This window comes from Desulfomarina profundi (assembly GCF_019703855.1).
Lineage (GTDB): Bacteria > Desulfobacterota > Desulfobulbia > Desulfobulbales > Desulfocapsaceae > Desulfomarina > Desulfomarina profundi.
In genome coordinates, this window is the sequence record NZ_AP024086.1 from 4,180,021 (window position 1) to 4,198,296 (window position 18,276).

At 46.9% G+C, this 18,276-nt stretch carries 16 protein-coding genes and 2 pseudogenes; 16 read left to right on the forward strand and 2 right to left on the reverse strand.

Going from position 1 to position 18,276, the window contains the following annotated elements:
* Positions 1-49: 49 nt before the first annotated feature.
* From tnpC to LO777_RS19285, 3 genes and pseudogenes are all read left to right on the forward strand, one after another.
* A pseudogene (tnpC, locus tag LO777_RS19275) lies at positions 50-1,642 on the forward strand (IS66 family transposase).
* A gap of 40 nt (positions 1,643-1,682) precedes the next feature.
* Positions 1,683-1,988 carry a transposase gene (locus tag LO777_RS21335; protein WP_407929087.1) on the forward strand — a complete coding sequence of 102 codons (306 nt, stop codon included), beginning with the start codon at positions 1,683-1,685 and terminating at the stop codon, positions 1,986-1,988.
* Complete coding sequence (locus tag LO777_RS19285) at positions 1,946-2,866, forward strand: IS3 family transposase (protein WP_407929171.1); 921 nt, start codon at positions 1,946-1,948, stop codon at positions 2,864-2,866. The genes LO777_RS21335 and LO777_RS19285 overlap by 43 nt, the downstream gene beginning before the upstream one ends.
* A gap of 34 nt (positions 2,867-2,900) precedes the next feature.
* Here the strand turns inward: LO777_RS19285 and istA are convergent.
* Positions 2,901-3,878, reverse strand: a pseudogene (gene istA / locus LO777_RS19290) (IS21 family transposase); the annotation flags it as partial.
* 425 nt (positions 3,879-4,303) lie between these two features.
* Here istA and LO777_RS19295 point away from each other — a divergent pair.
* From LO777_RS19295 to LO777_RS19305, 3 genes are all read left to right on the forward strand, one after another.
* On the forward strand, positions 4,304-4,483 hold the full coding sequence (locus tag LO777_RS19295; protein WP_228855443.1) for a hypothetical protein: 180 nt from the start codon (positions 4,304-4,306) through the stop codon (positions 4,481-4,483).
* A 550-nt stretch (positions 4,484-5,033) separates the two neighbouring features.
* Positions 5,034-5,519, forward strand: a complete 486-nt coding sequence (locus LO777_RS19300; protein ID WP_228855444.1) for a flavodoxin family protein — start codon at positions 5,034-5,036, stop codon at positions 5,517-5,519.
* 103 nt (positions 5,520-5,622) lie between these two features.
* The gene (locus tag LO777_RS19305; RefSeq protein WP_228855445.1) at positions 5,623-6,276 is read left to right on the forward strand and encodes a DUF1638 domain-containing protein; all 654 of its coding nucleotides are present in this window, start codon (positions 5,623-5,625) and stop codon (positions 6,274-6,276) included.
* 10 nt (positions 6,277-6,286) lie between these two features.
* On the opposite strand, the gene LO777_RS19310 is transcribed toward LO777_RS19305, so the two are convergent.
* The gene (locus LO777_RS19310) at positions 6,287-7,681 is read right to left on the reverse strand and encodes a sigma-54 interaction domain-containing protein (RefSeq protein WP_228855446.1); all 1,395 of its coding nucleotides are present in this window, start codon (positions 7,679-7,681) and stop codon (positions 6,287-6,289) included.
* Between the two features lie 271 nt (positions 7,682-7,952).
* Here LO777_RS19310 and LO777_RS19315 point away from each other — a divergent pair, with 271 nt between their 5' ends.
* The 10 genes from LO777_RS19315 (at position 7,953) to LO777_RS19360 (ending at position 18,229) form a co-directional block, all read left to right on the forward strand.
* The gene (locus LO777_RS19315; RefSeq protein WP_228855447.1) at positions 7,953-8,282 is read left to right on the forward strand and encodes a thioredoxin family protein; all 330 of its coding nucleotides are present in this window, start codon (positions 7,953-7,955) and stop codon (positions 8,280-8,282) included.
* 328 nt (positions 8,283-8,610) lie between these two features.
* Positions 8,611-9,600 carry an HD-GYP domain-containing protein gene (locus LO777_RS19320; protein ID WP_228855448.1) on the forward strand — a complete coding sequence of 330 codons (990 nt, stop codon included), beginning with the start codon at positions 8,611-8,613 and terminating at the stop codon, positions 9,598-9,600.
* A 60-nt stretch (positions 9,601-9,660) separates the two neighbouring features.
* Positions 9,661-10,500, forward strand: coding sequence for a substrate-binding periplasmic protein (locus LO777_RS19325; RefSeq protein ID WP_228855449.1), 840 nt, complete (start codon positions 9,661-9,663; stop codon positions 10,498-10,500).
* Positions 10,501-10,769: 269 nt separating this feature from the next.
* The gene (locus tag LO777_RS19330; RefSeq protein WP_228855450.1) at positions 10,770-11,045 is read left to right on the forward strand and encodes a hypothetical protein; all 276 of its coding nucleotides are present in this window, start codon (positions 10,770-10,772) and stop codon (positions 11,043-11,045) included.
* The gene (locus LO777_RS19335; protein WP_228855451.1) at positions 10,991-11,647 is read left to right on the forward strand and encodes a hypothetical protein; all 657 of its coding nucleotides are present in this window, start codon (positions 10,991-10,993) and stop codon (positions 11,645-11,647) included. The genes LO777_RS19330 and LO777_RS19335 overlap by 55 nt, the downstream gene beginning before the upstream one ends.
* A gap of 5 nt (positions 11,648-11,652) precedes the next feature.
* Positions 11,653-12,273 (forward strand): PAS domain-containing protein, encoded by a 621-nt coding sequence (locus tag LO777_RS19340; RefSeq protein WP_228855452.1) that lies wholly within the window; start codon positions 11,653-11,655, stop codon positions 12,271-12,273.
* Between the two features lie 8 nt (positions 12,274-12,281).
* Positions 12,282-13,196 carry a sensor histidine kinase gene (locus LO777_RS19345; RefSeq protein WP_228855453.1) on the forward strand — a complete coding sequence of 305 codons (915 nt, stop codon included), beginning with the start codon at positions 12,282-12,284 and terminating at the stop codon, positions 13,194-13,196.
* On the forward strand, positions 13,189-13,752 hold the full coding sequence (locus LO777_RS19350; RefSeq protein ID WP_228855454.1) for a 4Fe-4S dicluster domain-containing protein: 564 nt from the start codon (positions 13,189-13,191) through the stop codon (positions 13,750-13,752). The genes LO777_RS19345 and LO777_RS19350 overlap by 8 nt, the downstream gene beginning before the upstream one ends.
* A complete protein-coding gene (locus tag LO777_RS19355) occupies positions 13,749-14,609 on the forward strand; it encodes a CoB--CoM heterodisulfide reductase iron-sulfur subunit B family protein (protein ID WP_228855455.1) in 861 nt (286 codons plus the stop codon). The genes LO777_RS19350 and LO777_RS19355 overlap by 4 nt, the downstream gene beginning before the upstream one ends.
* Positions 14,606-18,229, forward strand: a complete 3,624-nt coding sequence (locus LO777_RS19360) for a 4Fe-4S binding protein (RefSeq protein ID WP_228855456.1) — start codon at positions 14,606-14,608, stop codon at positions 18,227-18,229. The genes LO777_RS19355 and LO777_RS19360 overlap by 4 nt, the downstream gene beginning before the upstream one ends.
* The last annotated feature ends 47 nt before the right edge of the window (positions 18,230-18,276 follow it).

Sequence of the window (18,276 nt, forward strand, 5' to 3'; positions counted from 1 at the left end):
TAAGGGAAAAAGGTTGATTTTTATTGCTGTTTATGGTAGTGTTTTTCTCATGATTTCAGATAGTTCTACATTGCCGGATGACCCTTCCGAACTCAAGAAAATCATCGTTGCGCTGGAACTGAAAAACCAGAAAAAGCAGGATGCTCTACAGCAGCAAATCGATATTTTACACGAAGAGCTGCGACTTGTTTATGCAAAGTTTTTCGGCCCCAAAAGTGAAGTATTCCGCGGCAAAAGTCCGCAGTTACCTCTTTTTGACATGCCGGAGCCCGATGATATTGAGAAAGAGTCTGAAGAACACGTTGAGATACCTGCTCATTCAAGGAAGAAGAAAGGGAGAAGGCCGCTGCCTGAGGAGCTGCCACGTATAGAGGTGGTTCACGACATAGCTGATGAGGAAAAGACTTGCCAATGTGGTTCTCATCTGGTCAGAATTGGCGAGGAAGTTTGTGAAAAGCTCGATATCATCCCTGCTATCATTCGTGTAATCAAACATATCAGACCAAAGTACAGTTGCAGATCATGTGAAGGCATAGAAGATGATGGAGCGACCGTCAAGATAGCACCTGTTCCGCGGCAGATTATACCCAAAGGGATTGCAAGTGGTGGACTGCTTGCCCACATTCTCTGTGCCAAGTTTGAAGATGCTCTGCCGTTTTATCGTCAGGAGAAACAGTTTACCCGCCTTGGGGTCGATCTGAATCGGGCGACCATGTGCAGCTGGGCCATGAAAGCTGCCCGGCAATGTTCACCTCTTCTTGAACTGCTGAAAAAAGATCTTCTTTCAGGACCTCTGATCAATGCCGATGAGACCACGGTTCAGGTCCTGGCTGAGCCTGGCCGTTCTCCAACAACGAAATCGTATATGTGGGTTTATCGTGGAGGTGTATCTTCTTCACCTGTCCTGCTCTACGAGTATCATCCTAGTCGTTCCGGGGATGTTGCAGCTGCGATGCTGAAGAACTATTCCGGCGCAGTACAGACCGATGGGTATAAGGGATATAATTTTCTTGACACCCAGGATGAAGTTGTCCATCTCGGCTGCTGGGCTCATGCCAGAAGGAAATTTGTCGAGGCAGACAGGGCCAGGCCCAAGAAAGCAAAGCCTGGCAGCACAACTATTGCGCTCAGGTTCATAAGAAACCTTTATAAGGTTGAGAAAGATGCAAACAGAAACGGCCTGGTAAAAAAAGAGTTGGTTGAATATCGCAAAACACATGCAGTTCCTATCCTGAGAGACTTTAAAAAATGGCTGGCAAAAAGATCTCTTAACACAACCCCTCAGAGCCTTCTTGGAAAAGCGATCTCCTATTGTCTGAGGCAGTGGGAAAGACTCGAGGCTTATATAGAGGTGGGAGACGCCACACCCGATAACAATCTGGCAGAAAATGCCATCCGCCCCTTTGTTGTAGGTAGGTAGAACTGGCTGTTTTCAGGAACACCAGACGGGGCAAAAGCAAGTGCTGCCATGTACTCGCTTATCGAGACAGCCAAAGTGAATAATCTTGACGTATACAAATATCTTCGCTTTCTCTTTGAAAAGCTTCCCCTGGCCCAAAGCGAAGATGATTATAGAGAACTGCTTCCAACTGTTGTTTCTGCAAAGGCAATGCTTCCTCTTCCAGGGATCAGTGCGGTTTAATTAGCGCTTACATTGTTACAAATATGGCAGGAGGAAAAATATGAGTGTTCAACAGAGAAGAAAATACGATCCAGATTTTAAACGCAATGCGGTTCTATTGTCAGAAGAACCTGGGAAGGCAGTAACTGAAATAGCTGACAACCTTGGTATCTCAAGAGATTTGCTTTACCGATGGAGAAGAGAATACAGAGCCAGAGAAAACTATTCTTTTTCAGGGAATGGCAGAGAGTCCCTGACACCTCAGGATCAAAAAGTAAGAGATCTCGAAAAGAGGCTCAGGGATGCCGAGATGGAGCGGGATATATTAAAAAAAGCCATGGCCATCTTCAGCAGGACACCGAAATGATATTTAAGTTCATCAAGGAAAATCGCTCATCATTTCAGGTGAAGAAGATGTGCCATGTATTCAATGTCTCCCCGAGCGGTTATTATCGCTGGATCAAGGCCCCTATCTCTACGAGGCAGATAGAAAAGGACCATTTGAAAAAACGTATACAAGAGCTGTTTGAGCAACACAACGGCATGGTCGGGAGTCCGATTATCACTGCTGATCTTCACGATCAACCTGAGTTTTCAAATGTAAGCCGACAGCGTGTAGCTCGTATGATGAAGGAAATGGGTTTGAAATGCCGAACTGTAAAAAAGTTTGTTGTTACCACGGATTCAAAGCACACTGAGCCAGTGGCTCCCAATCTGTTGGACCGCAAGTTCACCGTGTCCTCCCCCGACTTGGTGTGGGTTACCGATATCACCTATCTGAAGATAGGCAGTAAATGGCACTATCTCACAGTTTTCATAGACCTGTTTTCTCGAATAGTTGTGGGTTGGGATCTCAGCGATTCCCTTGAAAGACATTCTGCAATTAGGGCGCTAAACAAGGCCATATTGAGGAGACACCCTGGCCAGGGATTAATGGTTCATAGTGATCGTGGAGTTCAATATGCAAGTAGCGATTTCAGAGCATTGCTGCAGAAACGAGGATTTGTTCAAAGCATGAGCAGAAAGGGAAACTGCTGGGACAACGCAGTAGCTGAATCGTTTTTCCATACTATTAAAACCCAAATGATTCATCACTGCACATTCCACAATGTGGCTGAGGCTGAGCAGACCTTATTCCATTACATCAAGGTCTACTACAACCGACAAAGGAAACATTCTACAAACGAATATAAGGCTCCTGCTCAATATGAGTTGGAGTGGTGGGACGATAGAAAAGCGGCTTAACCGTGACTCCACTTTTTTGTGGCAAGATCAGCTTTACTCTGATCGTACTGCTGGGACCAACTCGAACTTCAAAACGAGTACATGTGTCGAGCTTACCCGAAGGCAGTGGACGCAACATCGACTGTTCTTCTTGAAAGCGCTCCTGGCGGTTGCAGTTGAGTTGTGCAAACAGCTTCTGTAGAAATAACTCATATTCCTTGCGTGTAGTAAAATCCCGGTTACCTCGCAGCATCAGGGCCTGATCTACGGCTTTCTTGAAACGATGATGGCGCTGCTCAATGTCACCATTTTCGTGGGGGCTTGACGAATTTATTTTACGGCCTTGCAATTTGTAATGGGCCAAAAGCCCCTGGTAGCCACGGGTAAACTCTTCCGGGTTATCCGGTTTATTCACCGCAGCTGACAACCTGTCTGTTTGATGTTGTTCTGGAACTCCGCCAAGTTTCCATAGACTCTTCTGTAATCCTTCGCTCAGGCTTTCGAAACTCTCGGAAAAACAGATCGTTCCTGTCTCCCAGTTCGAATATGTCAGCACAAAATGGTAGATCAGGTGATCAAAAGGCTGACCACCAATACTGATCTGTAATTGGGACATATCTGTAAAATCAGACTGACTCAACCGTGCAGGCACATGCACCTGGGGAAAATAAACTTCACGTCCTGGACCTTCTGTACAACGCCAGGTTTTTACTCGACGTTGAAACGTGCGGAGCTGGCCATCTCCAAAAGAACCGGGATAAATCCTTTGAAAATGGGTAAAAAGAGTTTTGGCTTCCAAACCTTCATTAGTTTCCAGAAATTGTAAAACCTCTGGCCATATACCTTCAAAAGGATCTTTACGAGTTCGCCACTCCCTCACTCGCTCCGCACTGATCTCACTTGGCAATTTGCCATTATCTCTATACTTGCGACCGGTTTTCTCATCCATGCCGGCTCTAGCCGCTGCTACTTCCAACGTCTTCCCTTGACTTAAGTATTTCTTCAATTTCCTCACCTGAATATCTGTGACCATCCATATTCCTCCTTTGAGAAATATGAATAATCTGATCACAATTTTCCGGGAAATTTAATTGTCGTCAAAAGGAATTATAATTGTCGCTGGTCATATTCAGTGGTAATCTCTGCCAGCACCTTACGGACGGTTTTTTTTGTCTTCTTGCCCAGACGGCTTCAGTTTGGATATTGTTTTTTCAGTTGTTTTCGGACAAGGATCCTGATATTCTTGTGATGAATAAAAGCCTTTGTTATGTTTGAATTTTCCTTGAGCAGAATTTTTCAACATTACAGAGGCTTTTATGCTTTATCTCACTGTTTTTACACGGTGATTATTTACTCTTTTCAACATCTTTTTTACAACTTATTCTACTTTTTTATCAATATGCTGAATTCTCCGGAGATTTAGAAAAACAAACCCGGATACGACTGATGGAGGTACATATGTCGGAAAAACAGATTCTATATTATATCAAAAATGAAAGTAACAGTGAACTGCTCTACCTTGTTGCCGTGACCTGCCTGGAGAGAATGGCAGATATCGGTAAAGTTGCGGGAGTGAAAGCGGTGCTTGATGCCGGCACCAATATTCTTTACAATATGATTAAAAAAGACAGAGAATAGCCTGCATTTCTAATCATTTCTGGCTGTGTCAGGTCCAAAGTCCCGGAGTCTGCGCGTACTTTACATGGTTCCTGTCCGGAAATGGAATTTTTCCTGTTCCCTGACCTCGAAGAAAAGTCAAATTTTTCAAGGTACCCCATAAACGATAACGCCGTAGTTTTTTACAATCTTCGCCAAATCTCCGGCAAAAACTACTGCTGATTTATCCGTGTCAGGAGTCAGTTTTTATACTGAGCATATGCACATAAATAGTCTTTGCAATTTTTGCCAAACTGGAAATAAAGAACACAATTAAAGTCTTTAATTTAAAACAGGTCTGGATGTTTATGATGGCTGTTACGTTGGGAGAAGTAACGTTACCATGATAAAGATATTGGAAGCAGTACTGGGGGGTCTTTTGGAACTATCTGTAAAGATTGAAAATATTATTATAAACTTTACTGGCACTGAATTTGAATAAGAAATTTTGGTTTTTTGTTGAAAACAGTGGTGAATGTCCTTGGGTTTTCGGTTGCAAGGATTTTGATGATTAACAGCTGGGAGAAATACTATGAAATCATTGATTATTTATTCAAGTAAAACAGGAAATACAAGAAAACTTGCCGAAGCAGTCTGTGATTTCCTGCCAGGCGAAACAATTGTGAAACCGGCAATGGATAACCCGAGCCAGGAAGGATATGATCTTGTTGTCATCTGCTTCTGGCTGCAGGGAGGTAAACCGGACCCGAATTCAGCTAAAGTCCTGGAAAAGTCCACTGGTAAAATTTTTCTACTGGCTACCCATGGGGCCGCGGCAGATTCGGTGCATGCCGCTGGCGCTATGGCTGCTGCAAGAGAGTTGGCCGGCAGTGCTGACGTTGTTGGGGAATTTAACTGCCAGGGAGAGGTGAATCCTGATTTTCTGAAGAAAGCGGCGGCAAAAAAACCACAACCTCCCTGGGTTCAGGATGCGGCAGATGCTGTAGGACACCCAGATGCAAATGATATTGCCGAGCTGAAAAAGGTTCTTCTGGAAGCTGTGTCATCAATATCATAGTATGGAAAATCATAAGGCACCCATAAATTAAATTGTATTTTCAATATATTATTTAATAGAAGACATAAAACTGTCATGGATTCCCGGCAACAAGGAGAATACAATGGAGTCAGTAACTTTTGAAGATATTGCAATCGTTTCCTGTGGGACGATGAGCCTGGAACTGAATTTTCTCCAGGATGAAGGGTTTTTGAATGCTGCCGAGATAATCTATACTACCCCCGGCCTTCATCAGGATATTCTTGAACTCGAACGGCAGCTTGTTAGCAGGATCGCAAAAGCAAGGGAAAAGCATGATAAAGTCATAATCGTATATGGTGGTAAATTCTGCTATGTCAATGTGGATGAACCAACACGGTTGATGGAAACCATTATCGACGAACAGGGCAGTGGGATTGGTAGAATTGGGGCCACACATTGTATGGATATGCTTGTCAGTGAACAAGATCGGCAAAAGATTGCAGCGGAGGTTGCCGGGGGAGAGCCGGTCTGGTGGATGACGCCCGGCTGGGTGAAATACCGCTCGAAAGTATTCAAAGGCTGGGACAAGGCTGTGGCCAATGAGAATTTTCCCCGGCACACGGGTGGGGCCATTGTCCTTGACGGGACAGGATACATGGATAAAATGATGGCGGAAAATCCGGAAGAGTTTCTTGACTATGGTGACTGGATGGGAATTCCACTCATTCCCTATACCATTACTCTTGACCGTTTTAAAACGCTTCTCGCGGATGAGGCGGTGAAACTGGCCGGTTGATAATGCAGGGTCAGGGACGTTGCAGGGGAATATCCCATTTTTTCATATATTTCCAGATTGCGGTTCTGCTGCGTCCCACCCTGCGTGCCACTTCTGCCTTATTCCAGTTGCAGTCATCAAGTAATTTCAGCAAGCTGTCCTTTGTAAGTTTTTCTTTCTCTGTTTGAAAAAACCTGCCAGGGGTTGTTTTCCGTGAATTATTTATGGTTTCGAGGAGTTCGATGGGCAGGTCCTCCGGTTCGATTCTATCGTTTTTACAGAGAACAAAGGCGTGTTCTATACTGTTTTCAAGTTCCCTGATATTCCCCGGCCAGTTGTAATTCATAAAAATTCGCATGGCCCGGCGGGAAATGTCCATGATCTGTTTCCCGGTTTTGCGGTTGAATTCCTTGATAAAATGACTGATCAACAGGGGGATGTCCTCCTTGCGTTCCCTGAGAGGAGGAAGCAGGATGGGAAAAACTTTGAGCCTGTAGTAGAGATCTTCCCGGAAATGACCTTCCCTCACTCTTGCATAGAGGTCCTGGTGAGTGGCTGCAACGATACGGATATTGATTTTTCTCTTCCTGGATTCTCCAACACGTTCTATTTCCCGTTCCTGAAGTACACGCAGCAGTTTGACCTGTATAAAAGGGCTTAATTCTCCAATTTCGTCGAGAAAGACTGTTCCGCCTTCAGCCTCTTCAAAACGTCCAACCCGGTCACTGACTGCTCCGGTGTACGCTCCCTTGATGTGGCCGAAAAGTTCACTTTCAAGCAGAGTTTCTGAAAGAGCAGAACAGTTGACAGTTACAAGAGGGTGTGTTTTTCGTGTGCTGTTGTAGTGAATGGCCCCCGCAACCAGTTCTTTGCCTGTACCGCTTTCACCATGGATAAGGACGGTAGCATCACTGGCTGCCGCTGCTTCAATGGCAGAGAAAACGTCACGCATCACCCGGCTTTTTGCAATGATATTATCCAGGCGGTGAATCTCCCCAAGGCGCAGAGCCGCTTCTTCGGCACGTTTTCTGGCCAGGTTCAGTTCAGTGAGATCCGTCACTGTTTCAACGATACCAAGAATTTTTCCCTGTTCATCTTTTACGACGCTTGCATTTTTGATCACGGAAACATCATGGCCGTCTTTGTGCTGCAGCAGACATTCTTTGGCCTCAGAATGTTGCAGCTCAAGGATTCTACAGGTTTTTACGTCCGCAGGGCAGTTTTTCCCAAAACAGCGGCTGCACCGCAGGATTTCACAGGTTCTGCCCAGGGCCTCTTCGGCCGGGTATCCGCTGATTTTCTCCATGGAAGCGTTCCAGGAGGAAATAATACCCCGACTGTCCATGGTAAATACACCATCAGCCATGGAGTCGATAATCTGATTGACAAACCTGCGATTCCATATTTCATGTGTTTTTTTGTTCATGACAGATGAGTATTATGCTGTTAATGGTAACGTTACTGTCGTTACCTGGAGTTGTATCCTTTTTTATGATACGATGTCAATCCTGAATTCGTGAACATTCAATGTCTGAAATTCTGGTGAGATATGGAGAAACCGGAAGAAACCTGCAGTTGGCATGGAAATTGATAAAAGAACTGTAGTCAGCGTTATGGTCCAATCATGGGAAATGAAAAGGCTGTCACGGATTCATGAAAATTCCCAAATGTACTTTCAGGCCGGATGAAAAACAGCAATGACACAGTTGGTTGAAATTAACTCACTGCAGGAATTTGAAAAGGTAATAGAAAAAGGTCTTCGGCTGGTACTGTTTACTGCATCCTGGTCACGACCCTGCCGGGAGCAGTGCAGGAATGTACGGAAAATAAAAAAAGATCTTTTGGGATTGATGCCGGTTATCCTGGTGGACGTGGAAAAATTTCCGTCTATTGCCTCGGACGTCGTTATTCAGACTATACCGACAAGTGTAGTTTATCAGGACAGTGAAGAGATCCTTCGGTTGGTTGGACTGCAACAGGAGAAGGTTCTCCGTTCTATTATAAAAAAAATCAGGAAAATAAAATAGAGGGGCGACTGTATTAAAGCGTGACCCCGGAGGAACAGCAATGGGAAAATGTGTAAATCACCCTGATCGAGAGACAAATTATCTATGCCAGAAGCAGAACATCTATTTTTGTGAGGAGTGTATGCATTGCAGGGATCCAAAAATATACTGTAAATTTCGTTCATCCTGCATGATCTGGTTTATGACCAAAAAAAGTGATGGACTGGATGGTGATAAAAAGACGGAAAAGATATCGACTTGACAGGAAGAAACTCTATTTTATAGAATTTTTTATGGTGAGTGAATGTAATAAAATAGCTGTCTAGAGAGAGGAGGGCAATTGTCAGGTATGCTGTCATATAAATGCATGACACTGATACTCATTGCTTTTGGTGCGGTAATAATGTCGGTGAATCTGTTGAAATGCCGCTCCATTATCCAGACTTCCAGAGAGTGCCTGGGCAGGTCCGATTTTCGATTGATCTTTTTTTCCTGTTCTCATCAGGGGTTACTTGTTCTCTTTCTGGTGGGATACGGTCTTGTCTTTTTTGCCATCTTCAATGATATTTCACTTACAGGCAGTTTACTGATTGGAGTAATCTTTTTCTTTGGTGCGGTTTTTGCCGCGGTAGGACTTTTTCAGCAGTCGGAAATGCTTTCTTCAATTCAATTGCAGAACAGGGAACTGGCAAAACAGAATCAACAGCTGGAGCAGACAGAGGCAACAACAATTTTTGCGTTGGCTTACCAGGCTGAATTGCGTGATCTGGAAACAGGGCAACATATTGAGAGGACATCGAAGTATGTAAAACTTCTTGTGGATAAACTTTCGAAACATCCTGAGTACAGTGATTATCTTACTCTTCAATACAGACAGGATCTGGTCAAAGCTGCTCCGTTGCATGATATTGGCAAGGTTGGGGTTCCGGATGCGATTTTGAAGAAAAAGGGTCGGTTGACGGACGATGAATTCACAATCATGAAAAAACATTGTGAATATGGAGCCCGGGTCCTGAAAATTGCCGATGAAAAGCTCGGGTTTGAATCCTTTTTGAAACTGGCTGTTCAGATTGTTTTGACACATCATGAAAAATGGGATGGATCAGGGTATCCAAGGGGGTTGAAAGGAGAGGAAATACCACTTTCCGGACGAATAATGGCTGTAGCCGATGTCTATGACGCCCTCAGAAGTGAACGATGCTATAAAGATGCGTATTCCCATGCAGAGGCGTGTGAAATTCTCAGTCAGGAAAAAGGAAAACACTTTGATCCATTGCTGATTGAGGTATTTTTTGAATGCGAAAAAGAGTTCGAAATAGTTTCCTGTTTGGTCGGATAGAAAAGGGGGAACTCTACGGTTTATCCAGTGAATTGGATATATTATGAGAAAGGTATTAAAATGAAAAAGGACTCAAAATATTTTTTTATGATGTTTTTCGGGCTCATTCTTCTGGCCTTTGTTTTCCAGTCCGGAGTGATAGCCGCCGGTCAGAAAAGGCCTTTTAAATGGATGGATGACGAAGACTACAACCCTTTCATCTATAAGACGGTTGATGGGAAACCAGCAGGTTTTTACAAGGATCTCATGGTAGAGGTTTTCAGACGTATGGATGTGCCTCTGCAATGTGAGGTCTATCCATGGAAAAGAGCACAGAAATACGTGGAAGAAGGGATTGGCGACGGGATGGTCACGACCCTTACGAAAACACGAACTAAACTGTTTATTGCAACTGAGCCCCTGTTTATAAACAGTGAAAGAGTCTTTACCAGAAAGGATAATCCGAGAATCAGAGAAATTATGGCGGTTGATTCCATTGAAGGATTAAAACCATTTAAGATTGTTGAAACAATCGGTTCGGGCTGGGCCGAAGAACATTTTAAAGATTTGAATATTGAATGGGCCCCGACGTATACCTCAGCCCTGAACATGCTGGCCAATGGCCGCGTAGATGCCTATATCCTGGGTTATTATCCCGGCATGGCAGATATTGTTGAGCGGATCAATAACAAGGTGCACTACAGTGAAAAGTTAAAAAAAATCGTGGTGAGTCGGAACTCACTTGTCGAAATACCTTTCTGCCTGTTGATCCGAAAAAATTCAGAGTACGTGAGCATTATCCCCCGTTTTAACAACATCTTGAAACTGTTAAAGAAAAATGGAACATACCAGGTTATGTTTAAGAAGTACTTCTCCGAAGCCATGAAAATTCCCGAGGGGGTGCAGGAAAGGAGTTTTTAAGTATCCGTGAATCTCCCCCAGCAACCGGATTCAATGTGAAATAAAACATGCAACCGGTAACAACTTGACTCCTCTTCTCTTTTCTCCGATTGATCCTGCCTGCAAAAGTATTTTTGTCTTGAAAATATATTGAATTGTTTGTTAAATAAAATTGATGTTCAGGCCTGGGGGATTTCGACGTATCGTTACCGGTAACCGAGAATCTCATCAATGCGTATCAGTACACTCCCCTAAGAATAATATCTCATTATCATCTTACAGGAGGTTCAATGACCGCAGCACATCAAAACCCCAATTCCGCAGACAACCATATTCTTATAGCTGAAATCGATCCTCCCAAAGGTGCAAATCTGAATAGCTTTCTTGATTCGGCCTTGAAAGTGAGGGGACGTGTCGATGCTGTCAGGGTTACGGACAGTGAGCACGCGATCATGCGTATGTCCCCCTTGCGCCATGCCTGGCCCTTATTGACAGAGAGATTGACCCGATCATGGTTATCAGTGGCAGGGATCGTAACAGGATATCGTTTCAGGCGGATCTGCTGACGGCGGCAGCAATGGGCATTAATAAGATTGTGATCAAGGAAGGGCATGACCCGGCTGAGGGTGATCAGCCTGTTGCCAGAACCAGTGGCGACCTCGACCTGATTACCATGCTGCAGTGTGTAACGGCTCTGAACGGGGGCAGGGACTTGGCGGGGGAAGAACTGGACGGCGCCACAGATTTTGAAATTGGTGTCTGCATGGAGCTTTCAGATGATGTGAATTATAACCGGGAGCGGGCGGAGTTTTTCATGCGGCTGGAAGACTACGGTGTAAGATCTGTCACCCTTGGTCCCACCTATGACCTGAATGTGATCGAACAGTTTGTTCCTTTTGCGGAAAAAACGGGGATTAAGCTCTTTTCTTCCCTGATGTTTTTAAAATCCGTAACTATGATCAGGTATCTCAATAACCTGCCTGGGGTTCCTTCAATTCCCCAGGAATTTCTCAAAAAAATGATGCAGGCACCGGTCAAGAAGGATGCGGGGATGCAGGTGGCGGCTGATTTCCTTGCAGAGTTATCCGCTTTCGGTGACGGTGTGGTGTTGCTTGCTATAGGCTGGAGGGAAAGATTACCGGAATTTCTTGATCTAATCGGTCGGTAATCTCAGTGGAAACGCTTTCCGTTCAATCAACAGCAGACAGGCCGGAAGAAGAAATTGCCCGGAAACTGGGACCGTATCACTATCTCTATACAATTCTGGAAGAGACTCCCAACGGGGTAGTTGTGATTGGCCTGAACCATCGGATAGTTCATGCGAATCCTGCTGCAAGACGATTTCTTGACATTCCTGACAAGGCGTTTGAAGGATTGACGCTGCAGGAAGTTCTCGGTCAGAATAATCGTACTCTTCTCAACGTCATCCTCGAAGCGTTTGCCGCTCCACCCGGGAAGTTCAAAAAAATACGGCACGAAATGGAGGTGACGGAAAACGGTGAACGATCCATCCTTGATGCGGTAATCGTTTATCCTCCGGCATCCCCTGATTATTATCTGCTTTATCTTATTGATATTACACAGCAGAAAAAACTGGAAGGGGAGCTGCGCCGCAGAAACGCCTTTTTCCATAATCTCATTGATTCTTCGGTGGACGGTATTATTGCCGCGGATATGAAGGGTAATATCATGCTCTTCAACAAGGGAGCCCAGGAACTGCTCGGTTACGATGAACAGACAAGCCTGCAGTTGCATGTGACCGGTCTGTACCGGGAAGGGGCGCTTATGAACTGATTAAACGAATGCGCAGTGATGATTGCGGGGGAAAAGGGCGACTGCTTCGCCATAAACTGGCGGTAAAACACAAGGATGGTCATGATATCCCGGTTTCCTTTTCCGGCGGAATCATTTACGACCAGGATCAGGAAATTGCCACCTTCGGCCTGTTTACTGATCTTCGCGCGCTTAAACAGATAGAGGAAGATCTCGAGCAGACCCATAATATGCTGATGCAGTCGGAGAAAATGGCAGGATTGGGCCGTCTGGCGGCCGGCGTAGCCCATGAGATCAACAACCCCATGTCCGGAATCATGCTCTATGCCAACCTGATCCAGGAAGAACTGGGAGATGATCATCACCTGAATGAGGATCTTCAGACCATCATCCGCGAAGCGGAGCGCTGCAAAGTCATTGTCGCTGATCTGCTGGAATTTTCCCATCAGACAAACTACGAGATGAATCCGGTGGCTCTGAACGATGTGATACATAAGACCATCACAGTGCTGCAGCACCAGCCGATTTTTCATAATATTGAAGTCATTATGGAGCTGGAAGAAAACCTTCCCGCCATTTATGGCAACTCCATTCGCCTGAATCAGGTAGTGATGAATATCATCGTCAATGGTGCCCAGGCCATGGAAGGTAACGGGAAACTGCATATTCTCAGCAGGTGCAGGGCCAATCATGATATCAACGAAATCAGGATCAGCGATTCAGGGCCGGGAATTCCCGATGATCTGCTGGAGAAAATATTTGATCCATTTTTTACCACAAAGGCCACGGGGGAAGGAACCGGACTGGGACTCTCTGTTTCCTACGCTATTGTCAAGGAACATAAAGGGAGTATCCGGGTCAATTCTTCACCGGAGTCCGGAACGACCTTTATTCTTCGCTTTCCCGTTGTCATGGACACACTGACTGGAGAAAACAATGACTGATACCATCATTTGCCCGGAGGATCGGAACAGGAAATTTCTCGAAAAACTCGGCAGGAGAGGGATTGACGTCCAGGCCTGCTTCCAGTGCGGGCGTTGCTCCGCAGGGTGTCCCGTTGGTGAGTTTTTTGATCTCAATGTTATGGAAGTGGTCAGGCTTGCCTCATATGGTATGGAGGAGCCTTTGCTTAACTGTCATACAATCTGGCTCTGTGCCGCATGCGAGACATGTGCCACCCGATGCCCCAACGACATTGAAATTGCGGGACTGATGGATGTGATTCGGGAAATTGCCCTGAGAAAAGGTATAAAACCGGCTGAACCCCGGGTGCCGATTTTTCATAAATCTTTTCTGAAATCCATCAGTAAATGGGGACGGGCCTATGAGATCGGTATGATCGGCGGGTATAAACTGAGTTCGGGAGACCTTTTTGGTGATATGAAGCTCGGTCTGAACATGTTTTTAAAGGGAAAACTGAAGCTGACTCCCCATTCAATCGAGGGAAAATCTGAAATCAGGCAGATATTTTCCGGCAAGGGAAAGGAGTATGACAGATGAAACTCTCATATTATCCAGGCTGTTCCCTTGAAGGAACGGCACTTGACTACGATCAGTCGGTAAGGGAACTCTGCAGTCGACTTGATATTGAGCTGGTTGATATTTTTGACTGGAATTGCTGTGGAGCCTCGTCTGCCCATATGACAGACCATGAGGTGGGGATACGTTTGCCCATGCGCAACATGATGCTGGCAGCAGAAGCGGGACACGATATCCTCGTACCTTGTGCCGCCTGTTTTCAGCGACTGCGTGCGGCGGACATTGAGATGCGGACACGACCGGAATATTGGGATCTGTCGGAATACGCACCGGATATCAAAATTATTCATATCAGTTCTTTTCTGGCTGCACCGGACACCCTGGAACGAATCAGGGAAAAGGTAACAAGGCCCCTGGATGGATTGCAGGTTGCCTGTTATTACGGTTGTCTTTCCCTGCGTCACCCCCATGTTACCGGGGCTGAAAACTGGGAGATGCCGGTCAATCTGGAGAAAATTGTTGAAGCTGTTGGAGCCACAGCTGTCAAATGGTCCCATCGTACCGAATGCTGTTCCGGCAGCCTGACCATGGCCCGGCCCGATATTGCGAGAAAACTGGTGAGCGATATCGCGGACAGTGCCCGTCGGGGAGGGGCCACGGCTATGGTGACAGACTGTCCCATGTGTCAGGCTAATGTGGAGAGTCGACAGCTTGACCTGGGAACAGGCAATGAGCTGCCGGTATTTTTCGGGACTGAATTGATAATGGCGGCCCTTTCCGGAGAGTATCCGAAGAAACAGCAGAAGGTTCATCTTGTTTCTCCAGATCCGCTTACTGCCTGTTTTTCCGAACAGTTACCCGTGGAGGATTCCCCATGACGACAAATGTGAACACTCCTGAAAATAATACTTCCCCCAAAACAGGGGCGGTTATGGTCATCGGCGGCGGTATCAGCGGGATGCAGTCGGCCCTGGATCTGGCCAATGCGGGTATCAAGGTTTACCTTGTTGAGAGTTCTCCCGCCATCGGCGGTAAAATGGCTCAGCTTGACAAAACTTTTCCCACCAATGACTGCTCCATGTGTATCGTCTCTCCCAAGCTGGTGGAGGTTGGGCGTCATAAAAATATTGAGTTGTTCACCCATAGCGAGGTGAGAGATTTTTCAGGGGAGCCGGGAAGTTTTACAGCTACAGTAGTCAGTCATGCCCGTTATGTGGATGTTGAAGCCTGTACCGGTTGTGGCTTGTGCGAGCTTGTCTGTCCCGTAACCCATCAGTCATATTTTCCGAAAAAAAAGGATGACGGACCAAAGGAGAAACGGGCGAAGGAAAAGCGCCTTGTCCAGGGTGCGGAGATACCCCGCCCGTCTTCTTCACTGAAGTGGACCTTCACCGTTGATAACGATACGTGTTCCGCCTGTGGTCTTTGTTTTCGTGCCTGTCTCCATGGGGCGATAATCTGGCGGAAAAAGGAGAAGGCGGAAATTATTCAGGATAAGTGTACCGGCTGCGGTGCCTGTTTTTCGGCCTGTCCCGACAAATTTCAGGCAATCACGGTAAGCAATGCACCTGAACTGGAGAAATCTGTCGGCGCGGCTGTCCATGAGCGTTCCCTGGCCATAACCAAGGAACTGAACGGCGAGGAAAAAAATCATTGTATCCGCTGCGGACTCTGTGTCATCACCTGTAAAAAAGTCATGGGGATCGGTGCCCTTAAAATGGTGGAGGAAGGTATCGAGGTTCGGGCTGATCTCTGTCAGGTTTGCGGTGCCTGTGTCTCGGTTTGTCCCGTTGATTTTCTTGAAATTGATGCGGTTGCGGGCAGAAAGCCGCGGCCACTGTTGAATCTGTTCAACGAGGGGCTGGATGGCCGAAAACCGGTAAATATCCACTATCCCCAGGCCGTACCCAGGGTTCCCACTATTGATGAGTCAAGCTGTGTCAGGTTGAACAGCGGCGCCTGCGGTACCTGTCAGTCCATCTGTGGTGTTGGCGCAATCCATTACGACCATGTGGAAAAGGAAACGGAGATTCATATCGGATCAGTTATCTTCTCTCCGGGTATTGAGGTCTTTGATGCTGAGAGGCGGGGAGAGTTCGGTTATGGAATGTATAAGAATGTGGTGACCTCAATTGAGTTTGAGCGTCTTCTGTCCGCCTCCGGACCGACTTCGGGAGCTGTTCTGCGGCCGGGAGACGGCAGACATCCCAAAAAGATCGCCTGGATCCAGTGTGTCGGCTCCAGAGACCATTCCTGTGATCGCGATTACTGCTCCTCCGTCTGTTGCATGTACGCAACCAAGGAGGCGTTTATTGCCAGAGAGCATGATTCCAATATCGAGCCGACGATATTTTATATCGACATGCGCTCCTTCGGCAAAAATTTTGACGACTATGTGACCAGGGTGAAGGATCACAATGTCCGTTTCGTCCGGGCTATGGTCAGCAGGGTTTTTGAAGATCCGGTGACTGGCGACCTTGAGTTGCGCTATGTGGATGAGTCCGGAAAGAGGCAGAGCGAGACCTTTGACATGGTGGTTCTCTCGGTTGGCCTGCAGGTCGCGAAATCGACCAAATCGCTTGCGGACAGGCTGGAAATAGAGCTGGATCGCTACGGTTTTGCCGTGACGGATCACTACAGTCCCCTTGCTACCTCAAGACCGGGAATTTTTGTGAGCGGGGCTATTAACGGTCCCAAGGATATTCCCGAAACCGTCTCCGAAGCGTCCGCCGCGGCTGAAGCGGCTTCCGCGGATCTGGCAGAGGCCAGGGGTAGTCTTATTACTGCCGAGGTTCTGCCGGAGGAGCGTAAGGTTGAGGATGGAGAAGAGCTGCGTATCGGTGTCTTTATCTGCCACTGCGGTACTAATATCGCGTCGGTGGTGGATGTGGAGGCGGTAATGGAATATGCTTCCACTCTGCCGGGAGTGGTTTACGTGGACAAACCTCTTTATACCTGCTCCCAGGATTCCCAGGAGCGGATGAAGGATATTATCCGGGAACATCGTCTGAATCGGGTGGTTACTTCAGCCTGTTCACCTACAACCCATGAACCTCTTTTTCAATCCACCCTGCAGGCGGCGGGTATCAATAAATATTTCTTTGAAATGGCCAATATCCGTGACCAGTGCAGCTGGGTACATCCCCTGGAACCCGAACTGGCCACGGAAAAATCAAAAAGACTTACCCGTATGGCGGTGGCAAACGCGGCCGCAGGAAAAGCACTGGAGGAAATGGAATTTGATGTGGATGACCGTCTGCTCATTGTCGGTGGCGGCATTGCCGGTATGACTGCGGCCCTTGAGGCGGCCCGGCAGGGTTTCGGGGTCTGGCTGGTGGAGAGAAGTGCCGAGCTGGGTGGACATCTCCTCAACCTGCGGCGCACAGGCGATGGGCGGTTGTTTGCGGATTATCTGGATGAGCTGAAAGCGGCCCTCGAGGCCGATGAACGAATCAGGATCTTTACCTCCAGTGAGGTGGTTGAACAGTCCGGGTTTGTCGGTTCATTTGAGACGGAGATCATGACACCATCCGGAGCGACACGGACCGTTCAGCATGGCGCCATTCTGGTGGCCACCGGAGCTGAGGAATTTCGACCTGAACTTCATGGGCTTGACAGTGTGGAAACTGTCATGACCCAGGCAGATTTTGAGAGGCGGCTGGAAGAGAGCGGAGAAGACTGGCAAAAGAAAAAAATCGTCATGCTGCAATGTGCCGGTTCCAGGGATGAAGAATATCTACCCTACTGTTCGAGAGTATGCTGTAACCAGGCAGTAAAAAACAGTCTGCGTTTTGTTGAAAAATATCCCCAGGCAAGAGTCGATATCCTATACAGGGATATGCGTTGTTACGGTATTGGTGAGGAAGAATATCGTCGAGCGCGAATGGCAGGAGTGAATTTCATTCGCTACGATCCAGAGAACAATCTCCCTGAAATCAAGGCTGAAGAGAGCGGAGTCGAAGTGAGGCTGATCGATCCGTCCATCAGGATGGGTGTGAAGCTGCAGGCGGACTTTCTGGTTCTCTCCACCGGAATGGTACCCAGGGATACCGAGGAACTGGCATCCATGCTCAGGGTTCCCCGCAGCGACAGCGGTTTTTTTATTGAGGCGCATGCCAAGCTGCGTCCGGTTGATCTGCCGGGAGAGGGATTGTTTATGGCAGGTACCGTCCACGGACCCAAGAGCTCTTCGGAGGCTATCGCCCAGGCACAGGCCGCTGTTGCCAGAGTGGCGACCATTCTTTCCAGGGACAGCCTGAAAATGTCCGGCGTGGTTTCATGGGTGGATCCGACAAACTGTGCTGTTTGTCTGACCTGTGTACGGGCATGTCCTTATGGTGTGCCTTTTATCAACGATGAACACAGCGCGGAGATTAATCCGGCACTTTGCCAGGGGTGCGGGATCTGTGTCGCTGAATGTCCGGCCAAAACAATTTCTCTTGGGCGGTTCGAAGATCGTAATATTGAAGCCAAGATAGAGTCATACTGTGAGACCTGATAAAATTGCCGTATTTCCAGGTTGGCTGAGTTGCATGGGTAATTAAA

Bases quoted from the DNA above. Each gene is read 5' to 3' on its own strand.
- LO777_RS21335 (WP_407929087.1), top strand. From the start codon at position 1,683: ATGAGTGTTCAACAGAGAAGAAAATACGATCCAGATTTTAAACGCAAT.
- LO777_RS19300 (WP_228855444.1), top strand. From the start codon at position 5,034: ATGAAATCATTGATTATTTATTCAAGTAAAACAGGAAATACAAGAAAA.
- LO777_RS19305 (WP_228855445.1), top strand. From the start codon at position 5,623: ATGGAGTCAGTAACTTTTGAAGATATTGCAATCGTTTCCTGTGGGACG.
- LO777_RS19295 (WP_228855443.1), top strand. From the start codon at position 4,304: ATGTCGGAAAAACAGATTCTATATTATATCAAAAATGAAAGTAACAGT.
- LO777_RS19320 (WP_228855448.1), top strand. From the start codon at position 8,611: ATGCTGTCATATAAATGCATGACACTGATACTCATTGCTTTTGGTGCG.
- LO777_RS19345 (WP_228855453.1), top strand. From the start codon at position 12,282: ATGCGCAGTGATGATTGCGGGGGAAAAGGGCGACTGCTTCGCCATAAA.
- LO777_RS19350 (WP_228855454.1), top strand. From the start codon at position 13,189: ATGACTGATACCATCATTTGCCCGGAGGATCGGAACAGGAAATTTCTC.
- LO777_RS19310 (WP_228855446.1), bottom strand. From the start codon at position 7,681: ATGAACAAAAAAACACATGAAATATGGAATCGCAGGTTTGTCAATCAG.
- LO777_RS19315 (WP_228855447.1), top strand. From the start codon at position 7,953: ATGACACAGTTGGTTGAAATTAACTCACTGCAGGAATTTGAAAAGGTA.
- LO777_RS19330 (WP_228855450.1), top strand. From the start codon at position 10,770: ATGACCGCAGCACATCAAAACCCCAATTCCGCAGACAACCATATTCTT.
- LO777_RS19360 (WP_228855456.1), top strand. From the start codon at position 14,606: ATGACGACAAATGTGAACACTCCTGAAAATAATACTTCCCCCAAAACA.
- LO777_RS19325 (WP_228855449.1), top strand. From the start codon at position 9,661: ATGAAAAAGGACTCAAAATATTTTTTTATGATGTTTTTCGGGCTCATT.
- LO777_RS19335 (WP_228855451.1), top strand. From the start codon at position 10,991: ATGGTTATCAGTGGCAGGGATCGTAACAGGATATCGTTTCAGGCGGAT.
- LO777_RS19355 (WP_228855455.1), top strand. From the start codon at position 13,749: ATGAAACTCTCATATTATCCAGGCTGTTCCCTTGAAGGAACGGCACTT.